This window comes from Actinocorallia longicatena, assembly GCF_039534125.1.
GTDB classification, from domain to species: Bacteria; Actinomycetota; Actinomycetes; order Streptosporangiales; family Streptosporangiaceae; genus Actinocorallia; species Actinocorallia longicatena.
Genome location: NZ_BAAAUV010000029.1, coordinates 58,244 through 74,023, shown reverse-complemented (window position 1 = coordinate 74,023; position 15,780 = coordinate 58,244). Strand labels below are relative to the sequence as shown.

Below are 15,780 nucleotides of genomic sequence, written 5' to 3'. Positions count from 1 at the left end.
TCCCGTTCCCGGCGGCGAGGCGTCCGGCAGGCCGGCGGAACGACCATCGGGGCAGTTGAACCCGATGGGAGGCTGTCATGATCCGAACGATCTCCGGATTCTCCGCTCGCCGGCCGGTCGCCGTCATCCTGCTGTGGGTCGCGCTGCTCGGCGCGGGCTTCGGCATCGGTACGGGGGTGTTCGGTGACCTCGTGCCCGATACCGGGACCGTCCACGGCAGCGAGTCCGCCCGGCTCGAGCAGCGGCTGGACGAGACCGTGTCCACGCCCGACACGCTCACCGCGGTGCTGCCGGGAGCGGTGCCCGCCGGGCTGCTCGACCGGGTGAAGGCGGTGCCGGGCGTGGCCGGGGTGTCGGAGCCGCTGCCCTCGGCGCTCGGCCCCGCCGTCCTGGTCGAGGTGGCCCTCGCCGACGGCGACGCGGGCGAGGACGCCGCCGAGCCCGCCGCCGAGCTGCTCGGCTCGGCCGGGGCGAAGGTGTCCGGCGGCCCGCTGCAGGACGAGGAGTTCGACGCCCAGGCCCAGAAGGACGTGGCCAGGGCCGAGATGCTGAGCATGCCCGTCGTGCTGATCCTGCTGGTCATCGTGTTCGGCGGGCTCATCGCCGCCGGGCTCCCCCTGCTGGTCGCGGTCGCGGGATCGGCCGGGACGTTCGGCGTGCTGTTCGCCTTCAGCCGGTTCCAGGAGGTGTCGGTCTACGCCGTCCAGATCACCACGATGCTCGCCGTCGGCCTCGCCGTCGACTACGGCCTGCTGATGGTCAACCGGTTCCGTGAGGAACGCCGCACCCGCCCCGATGTGCAGGAGGCGATCGCCGCGATGAGCGCGACGGCCGGCCGCACCGTCCTGTTCTCCGGCCTGACCGTCGCCGTGGCGCTCACCGGCCTGGTCGTCTTCCCCGATACCTTCCTGCGCTCGATGGGCCTGGCCTCCGCCGCGGTGGTCCTGGTCGACATGCTCGCCGCGCTGACGCTTCTGCCCGCCGTCCTCGCCCTGGTCGGACGGCGCATCTCCGCCGCCGGGGAGCCGGCGGGCGACGGGTTGTTCGGGCGGGTCGCGCGGGGCGTCCAGCGGCGTCCGCTGGTCACGCTCATCGGGACCGCCGCCGTGCTCGCGGTCCTCGCCGCGCCCGCGTTCGGCCTGCGGATGTCGGAGGGCGATCCCCGGATGCTCCCGGAGTCCACCCAGACCCGCCAGATGTGGGACGCCCTCGACCGGTCCTTCCCCGGCCGGACCGGCCCCGACCCGCTCGAGGTCGTCGCCGACGCCTCCGCCGGCGACCCCGCGCTGGAGCGGCTGAGGACCGCCATCGCCGCCCTGCCCGGCGTCATCTCGACCAGGACGGAGTCCCTCACGCCCGATCTCACCGTGATCCACACCGAGTCCGGGATCCCGCCCCAGGACCCCGCGAGCGGCGATCTGGTGCGGTCGATCCGCGCCCTGGACGCCCCTTTCCCGGTGGGCGTGACCGGCGGCACCGCCCGGCTCGCCGACTACCGCACGATGCTCGCCGACCGGCTCCCGTGGGCGATGGCCCTGGTCCTGGGCGGAACGCTGGTCCTGCTGTTCGCCTTCACCGGCTCGGTCGTCCTGCCCGTGAAGGCCGTGCTCACGAACCTGCTGAGCCTGGGCGCGGCCCTCGGCTGCGTGGTGTGGGTGTTCCAGCACGGGCACCTGGCCGGGCTGGTCGGCGCCGACGGACTCGGCTACGTGCATCTGACCGTGCCCGTGCTGGTCGGGGCGATCGCGTTCGGGCTGTCCATGGACTACGAGGTGTTCCTGCTGTCGCGGATTCGTGAGCGGTGGCTGGCCGATGGCGACCCGGACGCCTCGGTGGCCGAGGGCCTCCAGCGGGCCGGCGGGATCGTCACGGCGGCCGCCCTGGTGATCGGCGTGGTGTTCGCGGGCTTCGTCTTCGGCGGATTCGCCCCCATCAAGGCGGTCGGCCTCGGCCTGGTCCTGGTGATCCTGCTGGACGCCACGCTGGTGCGGATGCTGCTCGTCCCGGCGACGATGACGCTGCTGGGACGCCGCAACTGGTGGCTGCCGCGCCCGCTGGCCGTCCTGTACGGCCGGGTGTCGCTCTCGGAGGCCCCGCCGGTGAAGGATCCGGTCGAGGCGTCCCGATAACAGCGTGTCACCGCGTCGCGCCGGAATTCTGTCGTACCCGGCTGGCAGGATTCCGGTGTGCGGCAATCGGGGGCGGGTTCGACGCTGGTGGTGGTGCGCGGCAACTCCGGATCGGGGAAGTCGGCGGTGGCGGGCGCGCTGCGGCGCAGGCTGGGGCCCGGCGCCGCGGCCATCGTCGATCAGGACCACCTCCGGCGCGGGATCCTCGGCGAGCGGGACGAGCGGGGTGGGCTCGCCCCCGAGCTGATCGCCCACACCGCGGCGTTCTGCCTGGCCCGGATGCCGGTCGTGATCGTCGAGGGGATCCTCGCGGCGTCCCGCTACCGCGAGGCGCTCCGCGGGATGGTCGAGTCCTGCCCGGGCCGCTCCCTCGTCTACTACCTCGACGTCGACCTCGCCGGCACCCTGGCCCGGCACGCCACCCGTCCCCAGGCCGCGGAGTTCACCGCCGAGGAGATGGCGGGCTGGTATTTGCCGGAGGACGTCCTCGGCCTCGAGGGCGAGTTCCGCGTCCCCCAGTCCTGGTCCCTCACCGAGACCGTCGACCGCATCTGCGCCGACCTGGGGGGTCAGTGGCGTCCGGTCCGGTGCGATTCGTAGCGGGGGACGGTCAGCAGGGCGAAGAAGAACAGGAAGACGCCGGCGGTGAGCAGCCAGGGGGTGAGCGGCCGCACGGGGGAATCGGTCAGCGCGAGGACTCCGGTGACGGCGACCAGGTAGCTCTTCGCGGTGACCGTGGCGATGAACAGGATGATGACCATCCGGCAGCGCTGGAGCGCGATCTGGAGCTGGGCGATGCCGGTGCTGGCGGCCAGCACGAAGACGTAGGGGTAGGGGGTGGCCAGCGTCGCGGGGACGATCTCGTGCCGGGCGATGACTCCGAGGGTGAACTCGGCCAGGCCGATCAGGACTCCGGCGCTCAGGCCGTAGGCGATGCCCGACAGGCGGCGGGCGTGCTGGCCCTCCTCGTGCCAGTCCCCCGCGGAGAACAGGACGATCGGCAGGACCTGGGAGGGCACCACGATCAGCGCGAGGGCCAGGGGCCCCAGCTCGTCCGGAACGGCCTCGGCCCCGGCTCCCGCGATGAGCAGCGCACCGACGCCCATGACGGCCATCGACACCCCCTCGACCCTCGACACGGGTTCACCGAACACGCCGCAGGCGATGACGGGCAGCGCGGGCAGGGCGAGAAGGAAGGCGGGCACCGCGCGGGTCAGGGGCAGATGGACCAGGGCGTTGAACTGCAGGACCATGCCGACGCCCATGACGGCGGCACCGGCGAGCCAGATCGGGCTGGAGAGGACCTGGCCGATGAAACGCAGCGGCTGGGTGCCGCGCAGCGGGGGCATGCGGCGGGCCGCCACCTTGAACACGGCGAAGCCGGAGAAGTAGACGATGCTCCCGAGGAGGGCCGCGGTGAAGGCGAGGCCTTGGTCCATCTCTTCTCCTCAAGCTGGTCGTGCTCTCGCGCCGGAGGGCCCGGCCTCGACGGGGTTCGAGGCCGGGCCCGTTCTTCGTCCGGGCGTTGCAATCGGGCCGATCAGTAGGGGCGGTTCATGTCCGGGATCTGGATGCTGATGGGCAGGTCGCCCTCGGAGAGGAACAGGAGGGCGCCGAGGCGCAGGAGCTCGTCGAAGGCCCAGTAGGCCTTCTGGAGCGCTCCGGGTGCCTTCTCCAGGGAGAGCAGGCCCTCACGGACCTGGATGAACGGTTCCCAGGCCTGGTCGAAGACGCCGTCCCAGAGCGGGTCCTTCTTGAGCTTCAGCGAGTCGGCGATCTCGTCGCCGAGGACATAGCGGGTCAGGGAGCTGAGGATCGGCCTCGTGAGCAGCCCGCCGTCGAGGATCGAACCCAGGTTGACCAGCAGGTCGGCCAGCTTGATGCCCTCGGGGGTGGCCTTGAGCACCGGCGTGAGGACCTGCTCGGCCTGGGAGTTGGCCTCGGCCCACGAGCTCGGGATGTACTCGTCCTTGATGCCGAGCATGTGGGCGCAGACCTGCCAGGAGTGCAGGAAGCCCTCGGACTCCGCGGCCGGGATCGGAACCTTCCATTTGACGAGGTTCTGCATGACCGTCGTCGGCAGGCTGTGCCAGGTGACCATCATGTCCCGCTGGCTGATCGGGATCTCCTCGTCGGCCACCTTCGTCCAGGCACGCGAGCTCGGCAGCAGGTGCCGGACGCCGGCGTGCGCGAGGCGGGTCTTGACGCAGGTGACGATCATCTCGCCGTCGGGCTTGTAGGCGTTCGACGTGCCGATGTCGTAGCCGAGCTTGGCGGTCTTGGTGATGCGGTCCTTCATGTCCGCACCACCCTTCGAGTAGTAGACCGCCCGGGCCTCGTGGGGGATGACGGTGCTCATCATCCCGCTGGCGAAGCCGTAGGTGACGCCCAGGTAGAGGCCGCGCTTCTCGTTGAAGTCGACGGCGGTCGCGAGCTTGCCCTGGTCGGTCCAGGAAGGCAGCTTGCGGGCCTCCTCCATGAAGGCCCTCAGGTCCGCGGGCAGGTCCTTGGGCAGGGCCTGGCCGTTCTTGGTCCAGGTCTTCAGAAGCTTGTTGACCTTGGTCACCTCGCCCCGGTCGATCACGGAGGCGACCACGGCGTCCGCTTCGGGGTCCCACACGTACCGGGGATCGACTCCCGCACCCTTCCCGACCACCGATCCCGTCGGCGACCAGGTCCACAGCGCACTCGCCGACGTGGGCGAGGTGGCGCTGAGCGCGCCGACCGCACCGATCACGCCGCCTGCTCTCAGCACGTTGCGCCTGCTGGGTCTGTCCATTGTTTTGCTCCTCTTCAGCGCCAGAAGCGCCCAGACTGATACTTTGAAACAGATGCTGCTTCCGCGTATCAGCTTCGACGAGCCAATGACAGCACACCGTGTCTGCCGTCACAAGACCTATCCTGATAACCCACTTGGTGATCGAGGCTGAGATCGCGACGGCGCTCGGTCGTCACAGGAGGAGCCCATGGAACCCGGACCGCCCTTGCCCGCGACGACGCAGGGCCCCGAGTCACTGCTCGAGCAGGCCTACGCCGACGCCGTCGAGAAGGTCGACGACGCCGACCACAGCCGTGCCCACATCCTCGAAGCGGCCTACGAGCAGTTCTGCCGGATGGGGATCCAGCGTTCCACCATGGAGGACGTGGCCCGGCGGGCGGGCGTCTCCCGGATCACCGTCTACCGGCGGTTCGCCACCAAGGACGCGTTGGTGGAACAGGTCGTGCGCCGCGAGTTCCGGCGCTACTTCGACCGGTTCCTCCTCGACATCGAGCGGGCCGAGAGCGTCGCGGACCGGGTGGTCCTGGGCTTTGTGAGCTCACTGCGCGCGATCCGCGGCAACCCGCTCATCGGCGGCCTCATCGACACCGAGCCCGACCTGGCCGTGCTCTCCATGATCAACGACGGCGGCCGGACCCTCGCGGTCGTCCGCCAGTTCGTCTCCGGCCAGCTCCACCGCGAGCAGCGGGCCGGCACCGTCTCACGCGACCTGGACACCGACATCGTCGCCGAGATGATGGTGCGGATCTCCGCCTCGTTCTTCGCCATCCCCAGCGAGCTGGTCGACCTCGACGACGACGAGCAGCTGGCCGCGCTGGCCCGCCGCTTCCTCGTCCCCATGCTGGATCCCGGAGCACCCTGATCAGGCCCGGGGGCCGCCCGGCGCCGCCAGCCAGTACTTCAGGTGGAGATGGAACTCCAGCCGGAGATCCGGATCGTAGAGGTCGTCGCCGAACAGGTTCTCCAGGGTGCGCAGCCGGTAGCGGATGGTCTGCGGGTGCACGGTGATGTGGGCCGAGGCCCGGCTCGAGTTGAAGCCGCACTCGATCAGGGCCAGGAAGGTCTCGGCCAGGCGCAGGCGCTTCTCCTCCGGGAAGCGCTGGAGCGGCGCGAGGCACCGCTCGCTCATCCGCACGACCAGCGGATCGCGGGACATCAGGATGATCGGGACGTGCCGGGCCGCGACGACCAGGGCGTCCGGGGACCGGGGGATGACGCCCTTGCGCGCGAGCTGGAGGGCGTCACGGGCCCAGCGCAGCGACTCCGCGACCTGGCGGAGCGGCACGGTGGGGCCGACCGCGCCGATCCGGCCGCCGAGAGCCGCCGTCAGGGTCCGTTTCCTGCCCGGGCCGTCGGGGTCGGGGACGATGAGGAACGGCCTGCTGGTCGCGAAGGTGCCCAGAATGTCCGGCGGCAGGAGCGGACGCCTGTCCTGAGGGGTCAGCGCCACGGCCGCGACCTCGGCGGGCTCGCTCCATCTCGCCTCGCGCATCGCGTCCCTCACCCGGTGCTCCTCCGGCCGCGGATCGGCCAGCAGAAGCCGGACCAGCGCCTCCACCGGGCCCGCGTCCTCCCCGTGCGCCGACTCCCTGGCATGCCCCTCGCTGACGGCCGTGGTGACGACGTCGACGAAGTCCAGGAAGGCCTGGGCCGTCGCGACCCCCGACAGGGCAGCCACCCCGCCGCCCGGCACACCCGACGCGTGCTCGATGCGTCTCAGCGCCGCTCCCGCGGCGGCCCTGACCGCGGTGTTCCAGGAGTCGGTCGTGCGTCCCGCCCTCGCCTCGGCCGCGCCGACCCGGTGGCAGAGCTCGATGAGATCGTCCAAGGGCGGCCCCGGATCGATCAGCCTCTCGACGAAGCGGCCGACGAACCGCAGCGTGAGCCGCTCCAGCGTGCCCGGCGGGCAGGAGGCGCCCGGGGGTCCGTAGGCGGGGACCTCCTCCACGATGGCCCGGGCGGCGTCGGCGGCCAGGCCGGGAACCAGGGCGCGGAGCATCGCGGCGTTCCCGGCCGGGAACGCGGGCGGAACGGGGCGGGCGAGGAGGGTCTGCGGTTTCACAGGGACGGCCCTTTTCGGCGGTTCGGTCGGTGGATCACGGGGTGGGCGACGGTTTCGCCGACGGCGTCGCGGTCAGGCTCTCGTTGATCGCGCCGATCGAGTTGACGGCGCTGACCTTCCACTGCCCCTTCTGCTCGACGAGGTCCATCTGCAGATAGGAGCCCGTGACGTCGCGGGTGCCCGCCGAGCTCTTCACCTGGGAGTCCATGACGACGACCGCCTGCGCCGAGCCGTTCTCTCCCCCGCGGACGTAGACGACCCGGACGGTCGCCGTCGCGTCCGCCTGGAGCCGGGTGATGGTGCTCTGGAGGGTCCCGGTGAACGCGACCTCGTAGGTCTTGCCGAAGTCGGGCGTGGCCAGGGCGAGGACCCTGTCGCGGGCCCGGCCGAGATCGCCGTGGTCATAGCTCAGCAGGGCCTGCCCGAACCGTCCCGCGACCGAGACGATCCGGTCACTGGTCCGCTGTTCATCCTCCAGCCGCTCGGCGTTCCGCCACTGCCAGGTGGCCGCGGCGACCGCGGCGACCAGGGCGAGGACCAAGAGGATCCGCCCCAGCGAGGCCTTCCCCGGCATCGGAATGGCGATCGTGACCTTGCGTCCCCGCTCCTGCGGGGTCTCCTTCCCGGGCTGCTCGGCCTCGGGCTGCTCGATCTCGGGCTGCTCGGTCTCGGGCTGCTCGGTCTTGGCCTCCGCCTCCGTCTCGGGGTCGTCGGTGGTCAGGGTGGTGGATTCGGTGCTCATGGATGACTCCTGGGATCTCAACGGCCGGACAGGTAAGAGCGGAGGGCACGGCCCGCGACGGTGATGAGGACCCCGGCCGCCAGGAGGATCGGAAGCAGCGGCAGGACCGTCCCGGCCACGCCCTTCTCGCTCTCGCCCGAGGCGTTCTGGACCGGGACGGGCGTCGCGCCGCCCGGGCCCGGGGCCTCGGTCGTCCGGGCCGGGGCGTCCTTGTCTCCGGTGGGCTTCTTCCCCCGGGCGTCGGTCCCGGGGGTCGCCGGGCACCGGGGCGTGGCCGGGGGCACCGGCTTCGCGACCGGCAGGGTGTAGTCGGCGGCGGCCTGGGGGCCCGCGATGGAGACCAGGGCCGTCGACCGCAGGTAGGTGCCCTTGGGGGTGACGACCGCGGTGTCCTTGAGCAGCGCCTGGAAGGTCGGCAGCAGGTTGATGATGTGCCGCACGGTGGCCTCGGTCTTCGGGGTGAAGACGGGCGGGCCCGGGGCGGCCCCGGCGGTCAGGAGGCAGCCGAGACCCGGACGCGCGGTCTGCACGAGCGTCTCGACCCGGCCGAGGAAGCCGGGACCCTGCTGGAGCACGGTGAGGAGGCTTCCGTCCGCCTTCCTGATCTCGGCGGTGACGTCGGCGACGTCGGCGACGGACGAGGAGAGCCGCTCCCGGTGCCGGGCGAGCGTCCCGGTGAGGTCGGTGAGCTCGGTGGACAGGTGGTCCAGCAGTCCGGCGTTGGCCGCGAGGGTCCCGGTGAGCCGGTCCGCGTCGCCGATCAGGTCGCGGAGGGTGTCGCCGTGACCCTGCACCCCGGTGGCGAGCTCGTGGACGACCACCCGCGTGTCCTCGGGGTTCACCGAGTTCAGCGTCTTGCCCAGCCGGTCGAACAGATCCTGGTAGTCCACGGTGCCGCTGGTGCGGGCCAGCGGCACGGTGTCCCCCGCCTTGAGCGTCCCGGTGGCGGGCTCCGCCGGCGCGGTCAGCTCGATGTAGGGCTCGCCGATCGCCGATTTGCGCAGCACCTGCGCTCCGGCGGGCGCGGGGACCTTCGCGTCGTGGTCGAGCTTCATCTTGACGGCGACCTTGCCGGGCAGCAGGTCGACCGAGGCGACCCGGCCGACCGGCACGCCCAGGTAGGTGACCTGGAGGTCGGGATAGAGCCCGGGCGAGGAGGTGAACTCGGCCGTGACGGTGAACGGCCGGTCGATCGCGTCGATGTTCAGCAGCGAGGTCGCCGCCCACACGCTCAGCACGCCGCCGAGGATCGCGAAGAAGACGACGTTGAGCAGGATCCGGGGGGTCATCGGGGACCCGCCAGCCCGGGCAGGTCCAGCCTCTTGTCGCGGGCGGGACCGGTCTCGCCCGAGGGCAGGAAGCCCTTGAGCCAGACCATCATCAGCCCCTGGCCGCCGGCGGAGACCGAGGGCGCGTTCAGGAACTTGAGGACCGTCAGGGCCAGCGTCTTGAGCTGGTCACGGCCGCGCACCGCGGAGGCGAGCATGGCGTCCGCGCGTGCCACGAGGTTCTTCAGCCGGGCACCGTGCCGGTAGCGGATCTTGTCGTTGAAGGACTTGCTGAGCCGCAGCAACTGCTGGATTCCCTTCTTCAGCTCGGTCCTGTCGGCCTGGAGCCGCTGGGTGGCGAGCAGGACGTTCTCCGGCAGGGCTCCGATGCCCGCGCTGCCCGCGCGCAGGGTCCGGCCGAGCCGCGCCAGGGCGTCCAGCGCCCGGCCGAGGTCGGCGCTGGCGGCCGCGTAGCTGTCGCTCACCTCGGAGATCTGTTCGATCAGCCGGTTCAGCCGTTTGCCCTGACCGCCGACCGCGATGACGGAGGTGTCGACGATCGTCGACAGGTCCTGGCCGCTCAGCGCGGCCAGCAGCGGCGCGACGTTCTGGGTGATGCCCTCCAGGTCGGGCGCGACCGCGGTCTGGGTGATCAGGGCCCGGTCGGCCAGGTAGGGGCCGTCGGCCAGGACCTTGCCCGCCGGGAGGGTGAGCTGGACGTAGTTCTCACCGAGCAGCGAGGTCTTCGCGATGGTCGCCGAGGTCCCGACGGGCAGCCGCTCCCGCAGGGACATCGTGACCCGGGCCCGGTAGCCGTCGAGGCCGATGCGGGTGACCGTGCCGACACGGACGTCGGAGAGCTGGACGCTGTGCCCGACGACGAGGCTCTGGACGTCGTCGAAGACCGCCGAGACCACGACGGGCCCGTGGGTGCCGCCGGCCGTCCGGACCGAGCAGCCGGTCACGCCGCCCGCGGCGAGGACCGCGACCAGAAGCGTGATCGCCGTTTTCAGCGCGGTCATGACGTCGCCTTCTTCTTGGGCTCGGGGCAGTCGGCCAGCTGGGTGTCGTCCTTCGGGCAGGGCACCGTGCCCCAGCCCATGGCGTCGAAGATCGGTTGCAGCCACACCCGGACGGTCGCGGAGAGCTGGACCCGGATGACGGCGACGTGGTTCTTGCGGTCCCACGCCTTCACCAGGACGTCGGCGAACTGGGCGATCGCCGAGATGACCTGGTTGATCGAGCCGCTGCCGGCCTTGAGCGTCATCACGATGTTCGACAGGTCCGCGACGGCGGGCGGGAGCGTCTCCTGGTAGGCGGTGATCAGCACCCCGCTCTTGCGGATGGTGGCGGCCAGGCCGTCGAGGAACAGGCGCAGTTGCTCGCGCTCCTGGGCGAGGCCGTCACCGGCCGAGGCGAAGGCCTCGATCATCGCGCCGAGGTCGCTGTCGTTCAGGTCGGCGGCCAGGTCGTTCAGCCCGCCGGCGATCCTGACCAGCTTCTGGTCCTGGCCGGCCAGGTCGTTGACGAGATCGCCGGTGAGGCCGATCGCGTCGTTGATCTTCTGGCCGTTGCCGTCGAGGGCCTCGGCTCCCGTGTGGAGGAGGCCGCCGAACTTGCCGGGATCGATCGCCGACTGGAGCTTGGAGAACGCCTTCAGCGCGTCGTCGATCTCGACGGGCAGGTTGGTGCGCTCCTGCGGGATGACCGTCCCGGGGGGCGCCTTGGGCATTCCCTTCTTCCAGGTGGGGGTCAGCACGACGCTGCGGTCGCCGAGGGTCTCGGCGGCCTCGATGGACGCCCAGGCTCCCTCGGGCACGGGGACGTCGCGGTCGACCGTGAAGTCGACGCGGACGCGGGCTCCGTCGACGACGATGCGGGTGACCGTCCCGACGTCGGCGCCCATGACCTTGACCTTGGACTCCGGGTAGAGGGAGGGCGCCTTCGCGAAGTAGGCGCTCATCCGGTAGGAGCCGCCGCCCGTCCCGGGGACGATCGCGCAGCCGCCGAGCAGGCCGACGGCCAGCACCGCGGCACCGGTGGTGATCGGTCTTCTCATGACCGTCCCTTCTTGGCGGGGCCGGCCAGGGCCGCGAGGTCGGCGGGGCTGATCGGGCCGAGCCCGGTCGCCACCACCTCCACCCACGGTCCGTAGCCGCCGATGCCGGCCAGGCCGGTGAGGGTGGGACCGGCCCAGGCGAGGACCGTCCCGAGGTCGCCGAGCTGCGGCCGCAGCGTGGCCAGGGTGCCGCGCAGGTCGGCGATGACGCCGGTGAGGTCGGCCTGGTGCTCGTCGATGAGCTTGGTCAGCCCGCGCACGGTGGAGCTGCTGCCGCCGAGGAAGACGGACAGTTCGTCGCGGCGCTTGCGCAGCAGCGACAGCATCGCCTCGACGTTGGTGAGCAACCGGGACAGCTGACCGTCCCTGGCGTGGGCGACGGCCGTCAGCTTGTCGCCCCCCGCGAGCAGCTTGTCGATGTTCTCGCTGTTGTCCCCGACCGTCTTGGCCAGGTCGCCGAGGTTGGCGAGCGAGCGCCGCAGCCGGGTCCGTGTCCCCTCGGTGACCCCGGTGAGCTTGCCGACGAGGTCGTTCAGCGCGGCCGTGTCCAGCTTGCCGACCGCCTTGGTCGAGTCCTGGACGACGCTGTTGACCGTGGCGGGGGTCCTGGTGCGCTCCTGCGGGATGCGCCGCTTCTTCTCGGGCATCCCGCGCAGGTACGGCTCGGTCACGGGCCCCGTCAGCCGCAGGTAGCGCCCGCCGAGGACGTTCGCCGTCCTGATCTCGGCTCGGGTGGAGGCGCCGAGGTCGACCGAGCTGTCGACCTTCCAGGTGATGATGACGTGGCCCTCGGCGAAGTCGGGGGCCACCGAGGTCACCTCGCCGACGCGGACGCCCGCGACCCGCACCTCGTCGCCCGAGCGGAGGTTGCCGGTGCCCTCGAAGACGCCGCTGACGGTGTAGCGGTCCTTGAGCAGGCCCGCCGTCCCGACGAGGTAGACGCCGCCGACGATCACCAGGAGAGCCACCGCGGAGACCAGCCCGACGGTGATGGGATTGCGGTCGCGGAAGGACTTCACGGTCCCTCACCTCCGAGGATCAGCTGCTGGTACGAGGGAGGAGAGGCGATTCGCCCGGCGCCGTGCACCGTCGGGCCCGGCAGCTTGACCGGATAGGGGCAGGGCGGGGCGACCAGCGTGATGCAGGGGACGGCCACGTTGATGAACCTGCCGTCGTCGACCGTCGCGAAGATGTGCTCCAGCTTCGGCCCCGCGTCGGTGAGGATCTTCGAGAGCGTCGGGACGTTCCGCCGGACCCCGCCGGTGATCACCGAGAGCCGGTCGAGGACGGAGCCGAGTTCGGCGGCGTTCTTGCCCAGCACCGCGTCGCTGGTGCGGGCCAGCCGGGCGAGTTCCACGAGGGTGGCGTCGATGAGCGAGCGGTTGGCCGAGAACGCGTCGCCGAGCGAGACGAGATCGTCGATGGCCTTGCCGATCTGCCGGTCCCGGGAGGCGACCATCTGGGTGACGGTCGCGTAGTCCTCCAGGAGCAGGCCGATGTTCTTGCGGCGGCTGGCCACCGTGGTCAGCAGGACGTCCACGTTCTTGATGAGGCCGGTGACCTCGCCGGTGTTGCCCTCGAGCGCCTGGGCGAGCGAGACGAGCAGCTTGTTGACCTGGTCGACGTTCAGGGAGCGGGTCAGCGGGGCCAGCGCCTCGATGAGGTCGTCGGTGTTCACGGCCGAGCGCGTGGTCGGCAGCCGCGTCCCGGATTTGATCATGGTGGTGGCCGAGCCCGGGACCAGGTAGACCACGCGCCGGCCGAGCGAGTCCCGCCAGCGGATCACGGCCTGGCTGTCGGTGGGGACCTTGATCCCGTCGTTGACGGTGAAGTCGACCCTTCCCCTGCCCGCCACGACCTTGATGCCGTCGACCCTGCCGACGGGTGCTCCGGCGATCTTCACCTGGTCGCCGGGGCGCAGGCCGCTGACGTCGTCGAACGTCGCGCTGACGGCGTAGCCCCCGGCGAAGCTGAACCGCTGGATCTGCAGGGAGATGAAGGTCGTGAGCACCGTGGTGACGGTGACGAAGACGGTCAGCTTGATGAGGGTGGACCGCCGGAGCCGGGTCCTCGACGTGGCGCGCATCAGCGCCTCCCGCACAGGCCGAGGATCAGGTCGCACGGGTTGGACGGCAGGTAGGCCTGCACGCCCAGGAAATGCTTGCCGTCCGCGGCGGGGATCCGCGCCAGGTCGTTGTAGACCGGCAGCAGGCCGTTGGCGGTCCGGATCGCGCCGCCCAGCCGGCCGAGCTGTCCGTAGAACAGGGCGACGAGCCGTTCACTGCTGCGGAAGGACTCGCCGAGCTGCCCGCCGCGCTTGTCCAGGCCGTGGGCGACGATCGCCGACACGTCCGCGAGGCCGTCGGCGAAGGAGCCGAGGCTGCCCTTGGGCGCGACGGCCGCGGTGGCGATCAGGTGGTTGCCGTCCTGGACGATGGCCACCAGGTCGGGACCGGAGGCGGCGAGCGTCGTGGACAGGTCGGCTCCGTCGTGCAGGAAGGTGCGGGCGTCGTCGCGGTGGACGTGGGCGACCCCGGTCAGGGTCTCGGTGCTCGCGAGGATCCGCTGGAGGGCCGGGCCCTGTCCGGAGAGCCCGTCGGCGATCGTGTGAACCAGGGTCGCGACCTCGCCGGGGTCGATCGCCTCGACCGCTCCGGCGGCGTCCGCGAGCAGGTCGGCCAGGTCGGACGGGTCCTTGGTCCGGGTGATCAGGGCGCCGTCGGCCAGATAGGGGCCGCCGCCCTCTCCCGCGCCGGGGACGAGGTTGACGTACTTGGGGCCGAACACCGAGGCGGGCTCGATGGCGGCCTCGGCCGTGGCGGGGACCCGGAAGCCCTCGTCGAAGCCGAGGACCAGATGGGCACGGCCGTCGGTGCCGAGCCGCACCTTGACGACCGTGCCGACCCGGACGCCCCGGATCTTCACCGGGGAACCGGTTTTGAGGCCCTGGCCCGCGCGGCCGAACTCCGCCCGCACCTGGACTCCGGCGGTGCTGAACGGATCGGCGAGCAGCAGGTAGAGGGCCGCCGCCAGCACCAGGAGGGTGGCGGTCGTGACCGCGAGGCCGCGACGGAAGGAGACGGTCATCCGCTCAGCCTCACGGTGTTGCCCTGACCCCAGAACAGGTAGGACAGCAGCAGGTTCAGGGTCACCACGACGATGATCGACAATCGGATGGCCTTGCCGGCGGCCGCTCCGACCCCGACGGGACCGCCCGTGGCGTAGTAGCCGTAGTAGGAGTGAATGATGATCACCGCTGTCGAGAAGACGCCGACCTTGATCGTGCTGTACACGAGGTCGATCGTGGGCAGGTAGAGGTGGAAGTAGTAGTCGTAGGCGCCGGGCGCCAGATCGAAGAAGCTGGTGCTCACCCACCGGGTGGCGAAGAAGCTGGCGAACAGCGCGATCAGGTAGAGCGGGATCAGGGCGATGAGCGCCGCGACCACCCGGGTGCAGGCCAGGTAGACGAGGGAGTTGATGCCCATGACCTCCAGGGCGTCGATCTCCTCGGAGATGCGCATGGCGCCGAGCTCGGCGGTGAACGCCGATCCGCACTGGGCCGCGAGCGCCGTCGCCGCGATGACCGGAGTGATCTCGCGGACGTTGGCGAAGCTGCCGACCAGGCCCATGAACGACTGCGCGCCGATCGTCTCCAGGCCCGTGTAGCCCTGGAGGCCGACCTCGGTGCCGACGAAGAACGCCATGGTGAACGTCACGAAGATCATGCCGCCGCCGACGACGGTGGCGCCGACGCCGACGACGATGTCGCTGACGTGCCGGATCACGGTCCTGCCGTACTTGAGCCGGAAGACCACGTCGAACAGCGAGTGGTAGAGGACCTTCACCACGAAGAGCGGCCAGGCGGCGAAGGCGGCGTATTTCACGGCCGCCGACGCCGCGCCGCGGCCGAGGTCGCGGGCTTTGGGGGGTGCGAGCATCAGATCACCGGGGGGTAGGCGAGGAAGTAGACGGTCGTGATCACGTAGTTGAGGACGAAGACCAGCAGGAAGGCCACGACGATCGCCTGGTTGACCGCCCGTCCGACGCCTACGGGGCTGGTCGCGCAGTTCATGCCCATGTGGCAGGCGACGCCGGCCGAGACGAGGCCGAACAGCCAGGCCTTGAACAGGGTGACGATCATGTCGGACATGCGCAGGAGCGACACCGCGCCGTCGAAGTAGGCGCCGGGAGTCACCTCCTGGAGCAGGACGTTGAAGACGAAACCGCCGAGCGCTCCCGCGATGATCACCAGTGAGGCGAGCAGGGTCGACACCAGGCTCGCCGCCCACAGCCGGGGCGTCACGAGCCGGTGGACGGGATTGACGCCCATGACCTCCATGGCCGCGAGCTCGTCCCGGATCCGCCGGGCGCCCACGTCGGCGGCCATGGCCGATCCTCCGGCCCCCGCGATGATCAGCGCGGCGGCGATCGGCGCGACCTGCCGGACGAGCCCGACGATCACCGCTCCGCCCGTCGCGGACTGGGCTCCGAGCTGCTCCGCGAGCTGGCCCACCTGGAGGGCGACCGTCGCGCCGAGCGGCAGCGCCACCAGGATGACCGGGACGCTCGTCACCCGGGCGAGGAACCAGCACTGCTCGACGAACTCCCAGAACCATCTGCGGACGTTCCAGCTGAACCGCAGCCCCTCGAGCATGATCACAAAAAGGGTGCCGACCTCGACCAGCGCACCGCGCAGCCGGACCGGAATCTGGACGGTCGTCATCGTTGCCTCTCGCAATTC

General features: G+C 71.1%; 15 protein-coding genes. 3 read left to right on the top strand and 12 right to left on the bottom strand.

Features of this window, described 5'->3' with window-relative positions:
* Window positions 1–77 precede the first annotated feature (77 nt).
* Window positions 78–2,129 (top strand): MMPL family transporter, encoded by a 2,052-nt coding sequence (locus tag ABD785_RS35090; RefSeq protein WP_344837251.1) that lies wholly within the window; start codon window positions 78–80, stop codon window positions 2,127–2,129.
* A gap of 57 nt (window positions 2,130–2,186) precedes the next feature.
* Window positions 2,187–2,729, top strand: a complete 543-nt coding sequence (locus ABD785_RS35085) for an AAA family ATPase (protein WP_344837249.1) — start codon at window positions 2,187–2,189, stop codon at window positions 2,727–2,729.
* On the opposite strand, the gene ABD785_RS35080 is transcribed toward ABD785_RS35085, so the two are convergent.
* Both ABD785_RS35080 and ABD785_RS35075 read right to left on the bottom strand, forming a co-directional pair.
* Window positions 2,699–3,568 carry a hypothetical protein gene (locus ABD785_RS35080; protein WP_344837246.1) on the bottom strand — a complete coding sequence of 290 codons (870 nt, stop codon included), beginning with the start codon at window positions 3,566–3,568 and terminating at the stop codon, window positions 2,699–2,701. The genes ABD785_RS35085 and ABD785_RS35080 overlap by 31 nt on opposite strands.
* A 101-nt stretch (window positions 3,569–3,669) precedes the next feature.
* A complete protein-coding gene (locus tag ABD785_RS35075) occupies window positions 3,670–4,908 on the bottom strand; it encodes an oxygenase MpaB family protein (protein WP_344837244.1) in 1,239 nt (412 codons plus the stop codon).
* A gap of 187 nt (window positions 4,909–5,095) precedes the next feature.
* Between ABD785_RS35075 and ABD785_RS35070 the strand changes: the two genes are divergently transcribed.
* Window positions 5,096–5,770, top strand: coding sequence for a TetR/AcrR family transcriptional regulator (locus ABD785_RS35070; RefSeq protein WP_344837241.1), 675 nt, complete (start codon window positions 5,096–5,098; stop codon window positions 5,768–5,770).
* Here ABD785_RS35070 and ABD785_RS35065 read toward each other — a convergent pair whose 3' ends face one another.
* From ABD785_RS35065 to ABD785_RS35020, 10 genes are read right to left on the bottom strand one after another with little or no spacing between them, the layout of a single operon-like run.
* Window positions 5,771–6,970: a PucR family transcriptional regulator gene (locus ABD785_RS35065; RefSeq protein ID WP_344837238.1), complete on the bottom strand. Its 1,200-nt coding sequence runs from the start codon at window positions 6,968–6,970 to the stop codon at window positions 5,771–5,773.
* Window positions 6,971–7,004: 34 nt separating this feature from the next.
* Window positions 7,005–7,712 carry a hypothetical protein gene (locus tag ABD785_RS35060; protein WP_344837236.1) on the bottom strand — a complete coding sequence of 236 codons (708 nt, stop codon included), beginning with the start codon at window positions 7,710–7,712 and terminating at the stop codon, window positions 7,005–7,007.
* Window positions 7,713–7,729: 17 nt separating this feature from the next.
* Complete coding sequence (locus tag ABD785_RS35055) at window positions 7,730–9,001, bottom strand: MCE family protein (RefSeq protein ID WP_344837234.1); 1,272 nt, start codon at window positions 8,999–9,001, stop codon at window positions 7,730–7,732.
* Window positions 8,998–10,002, bottom strand: a complete 1,005-nt coding sequence (locus tag ABD785_RS35050; RefSeq protein WP_344837232.1) for an MlaD family protein — start codon at window positions 10,000–10,002, stop codon at window positions 8,998–9,000. The genes ABD785_RS35055 and ABD785_RS35050 overlap by 4 nt, the downstream gene beginning before the upstream one ends.
* Window positions 9,999–11,039, bottom strand: coding sequence for an MCE family protein (locus ABD785_RS35045; protein ID WP_344837229.1), 1,041 nt, complete (start codon window positions 11,037–11,039; stop codon window positions 9,999–10,001). Before ABD785_RS35045 ends, ABD785_RS35050 begins: the two co-directional genes overlap by 4 nt.
* Window positions 11,036–12,058 (bottom strand): MCE family protein, encoded by a 1,023-nt coding sequence (locus ABD785_RS35040; RefSeq protein WP_344837226.1) that lies wholly within the window; start codon window positions 12,056–12,058, stop codon window positions 11,036–11,038. Before ABD785_RS35040 ends, ABD785_RS35045 begins: the two co-directional genes overlap by 4 nt.
* Window positions 12,055–13,125, bottom strand: a complete 1,071-nt coding sequence (locus tag ABD785_RS35035) for an MCE family protein (protein ID WP_344837224.1) — start codon at window positions 13,123–13,125, stop codon at window positions 12,055–12,057. The genes ABD785_RS35040 and ABD785_RS35035 overlap by 4 nt, the downstream gene beginning before the upstream one ends.
* Complete coding sequence (locus ABD785_RS35030) at window positions 13,125–14,126, bottom strand: MlaD family protein (protein WP_344837221.1); 1,002 nt, start codon at window positions 14,124–14,126, stop codon at window positions 13,125–13,127. Before ABD785_RS35030 ends, ABD785_RS35035 begins: the two co-directional genes overlap by 1 nt.
* Window positions 14,123–14,977: an ABC transporter permease gene (locus tag ABD785_RS35025; protein WP_344837218.1), complete on the bottom strand. Its 855-nt coding sequence runs from the start codon at window positions 14,975–14,977 to the stop codon at window positions 14,123–14,125. Before ABD785_RS35025 ends, ABD785_RS35030 begins: the two co-directional genes overlap by 4 nt.
* Window positions 14,977–15,762: an MlaE family ABC transporter permease gene (locus tag ABD785_RS35020; protein ID WP_344837215.1), complete on the bottom strand. Its 786-nt coding sequence runs from the start codon at window positions 15,760–15,762 to the stop codon at window positions 14,977–14,979. Before ABD785_RS35020 ends, ABD785_RS35025 begins: the two co-directional genes overlap by 1 nt.
* Between the last annotated feature and the right edge of the window lie 18 nt (window positions 15,763–15,780).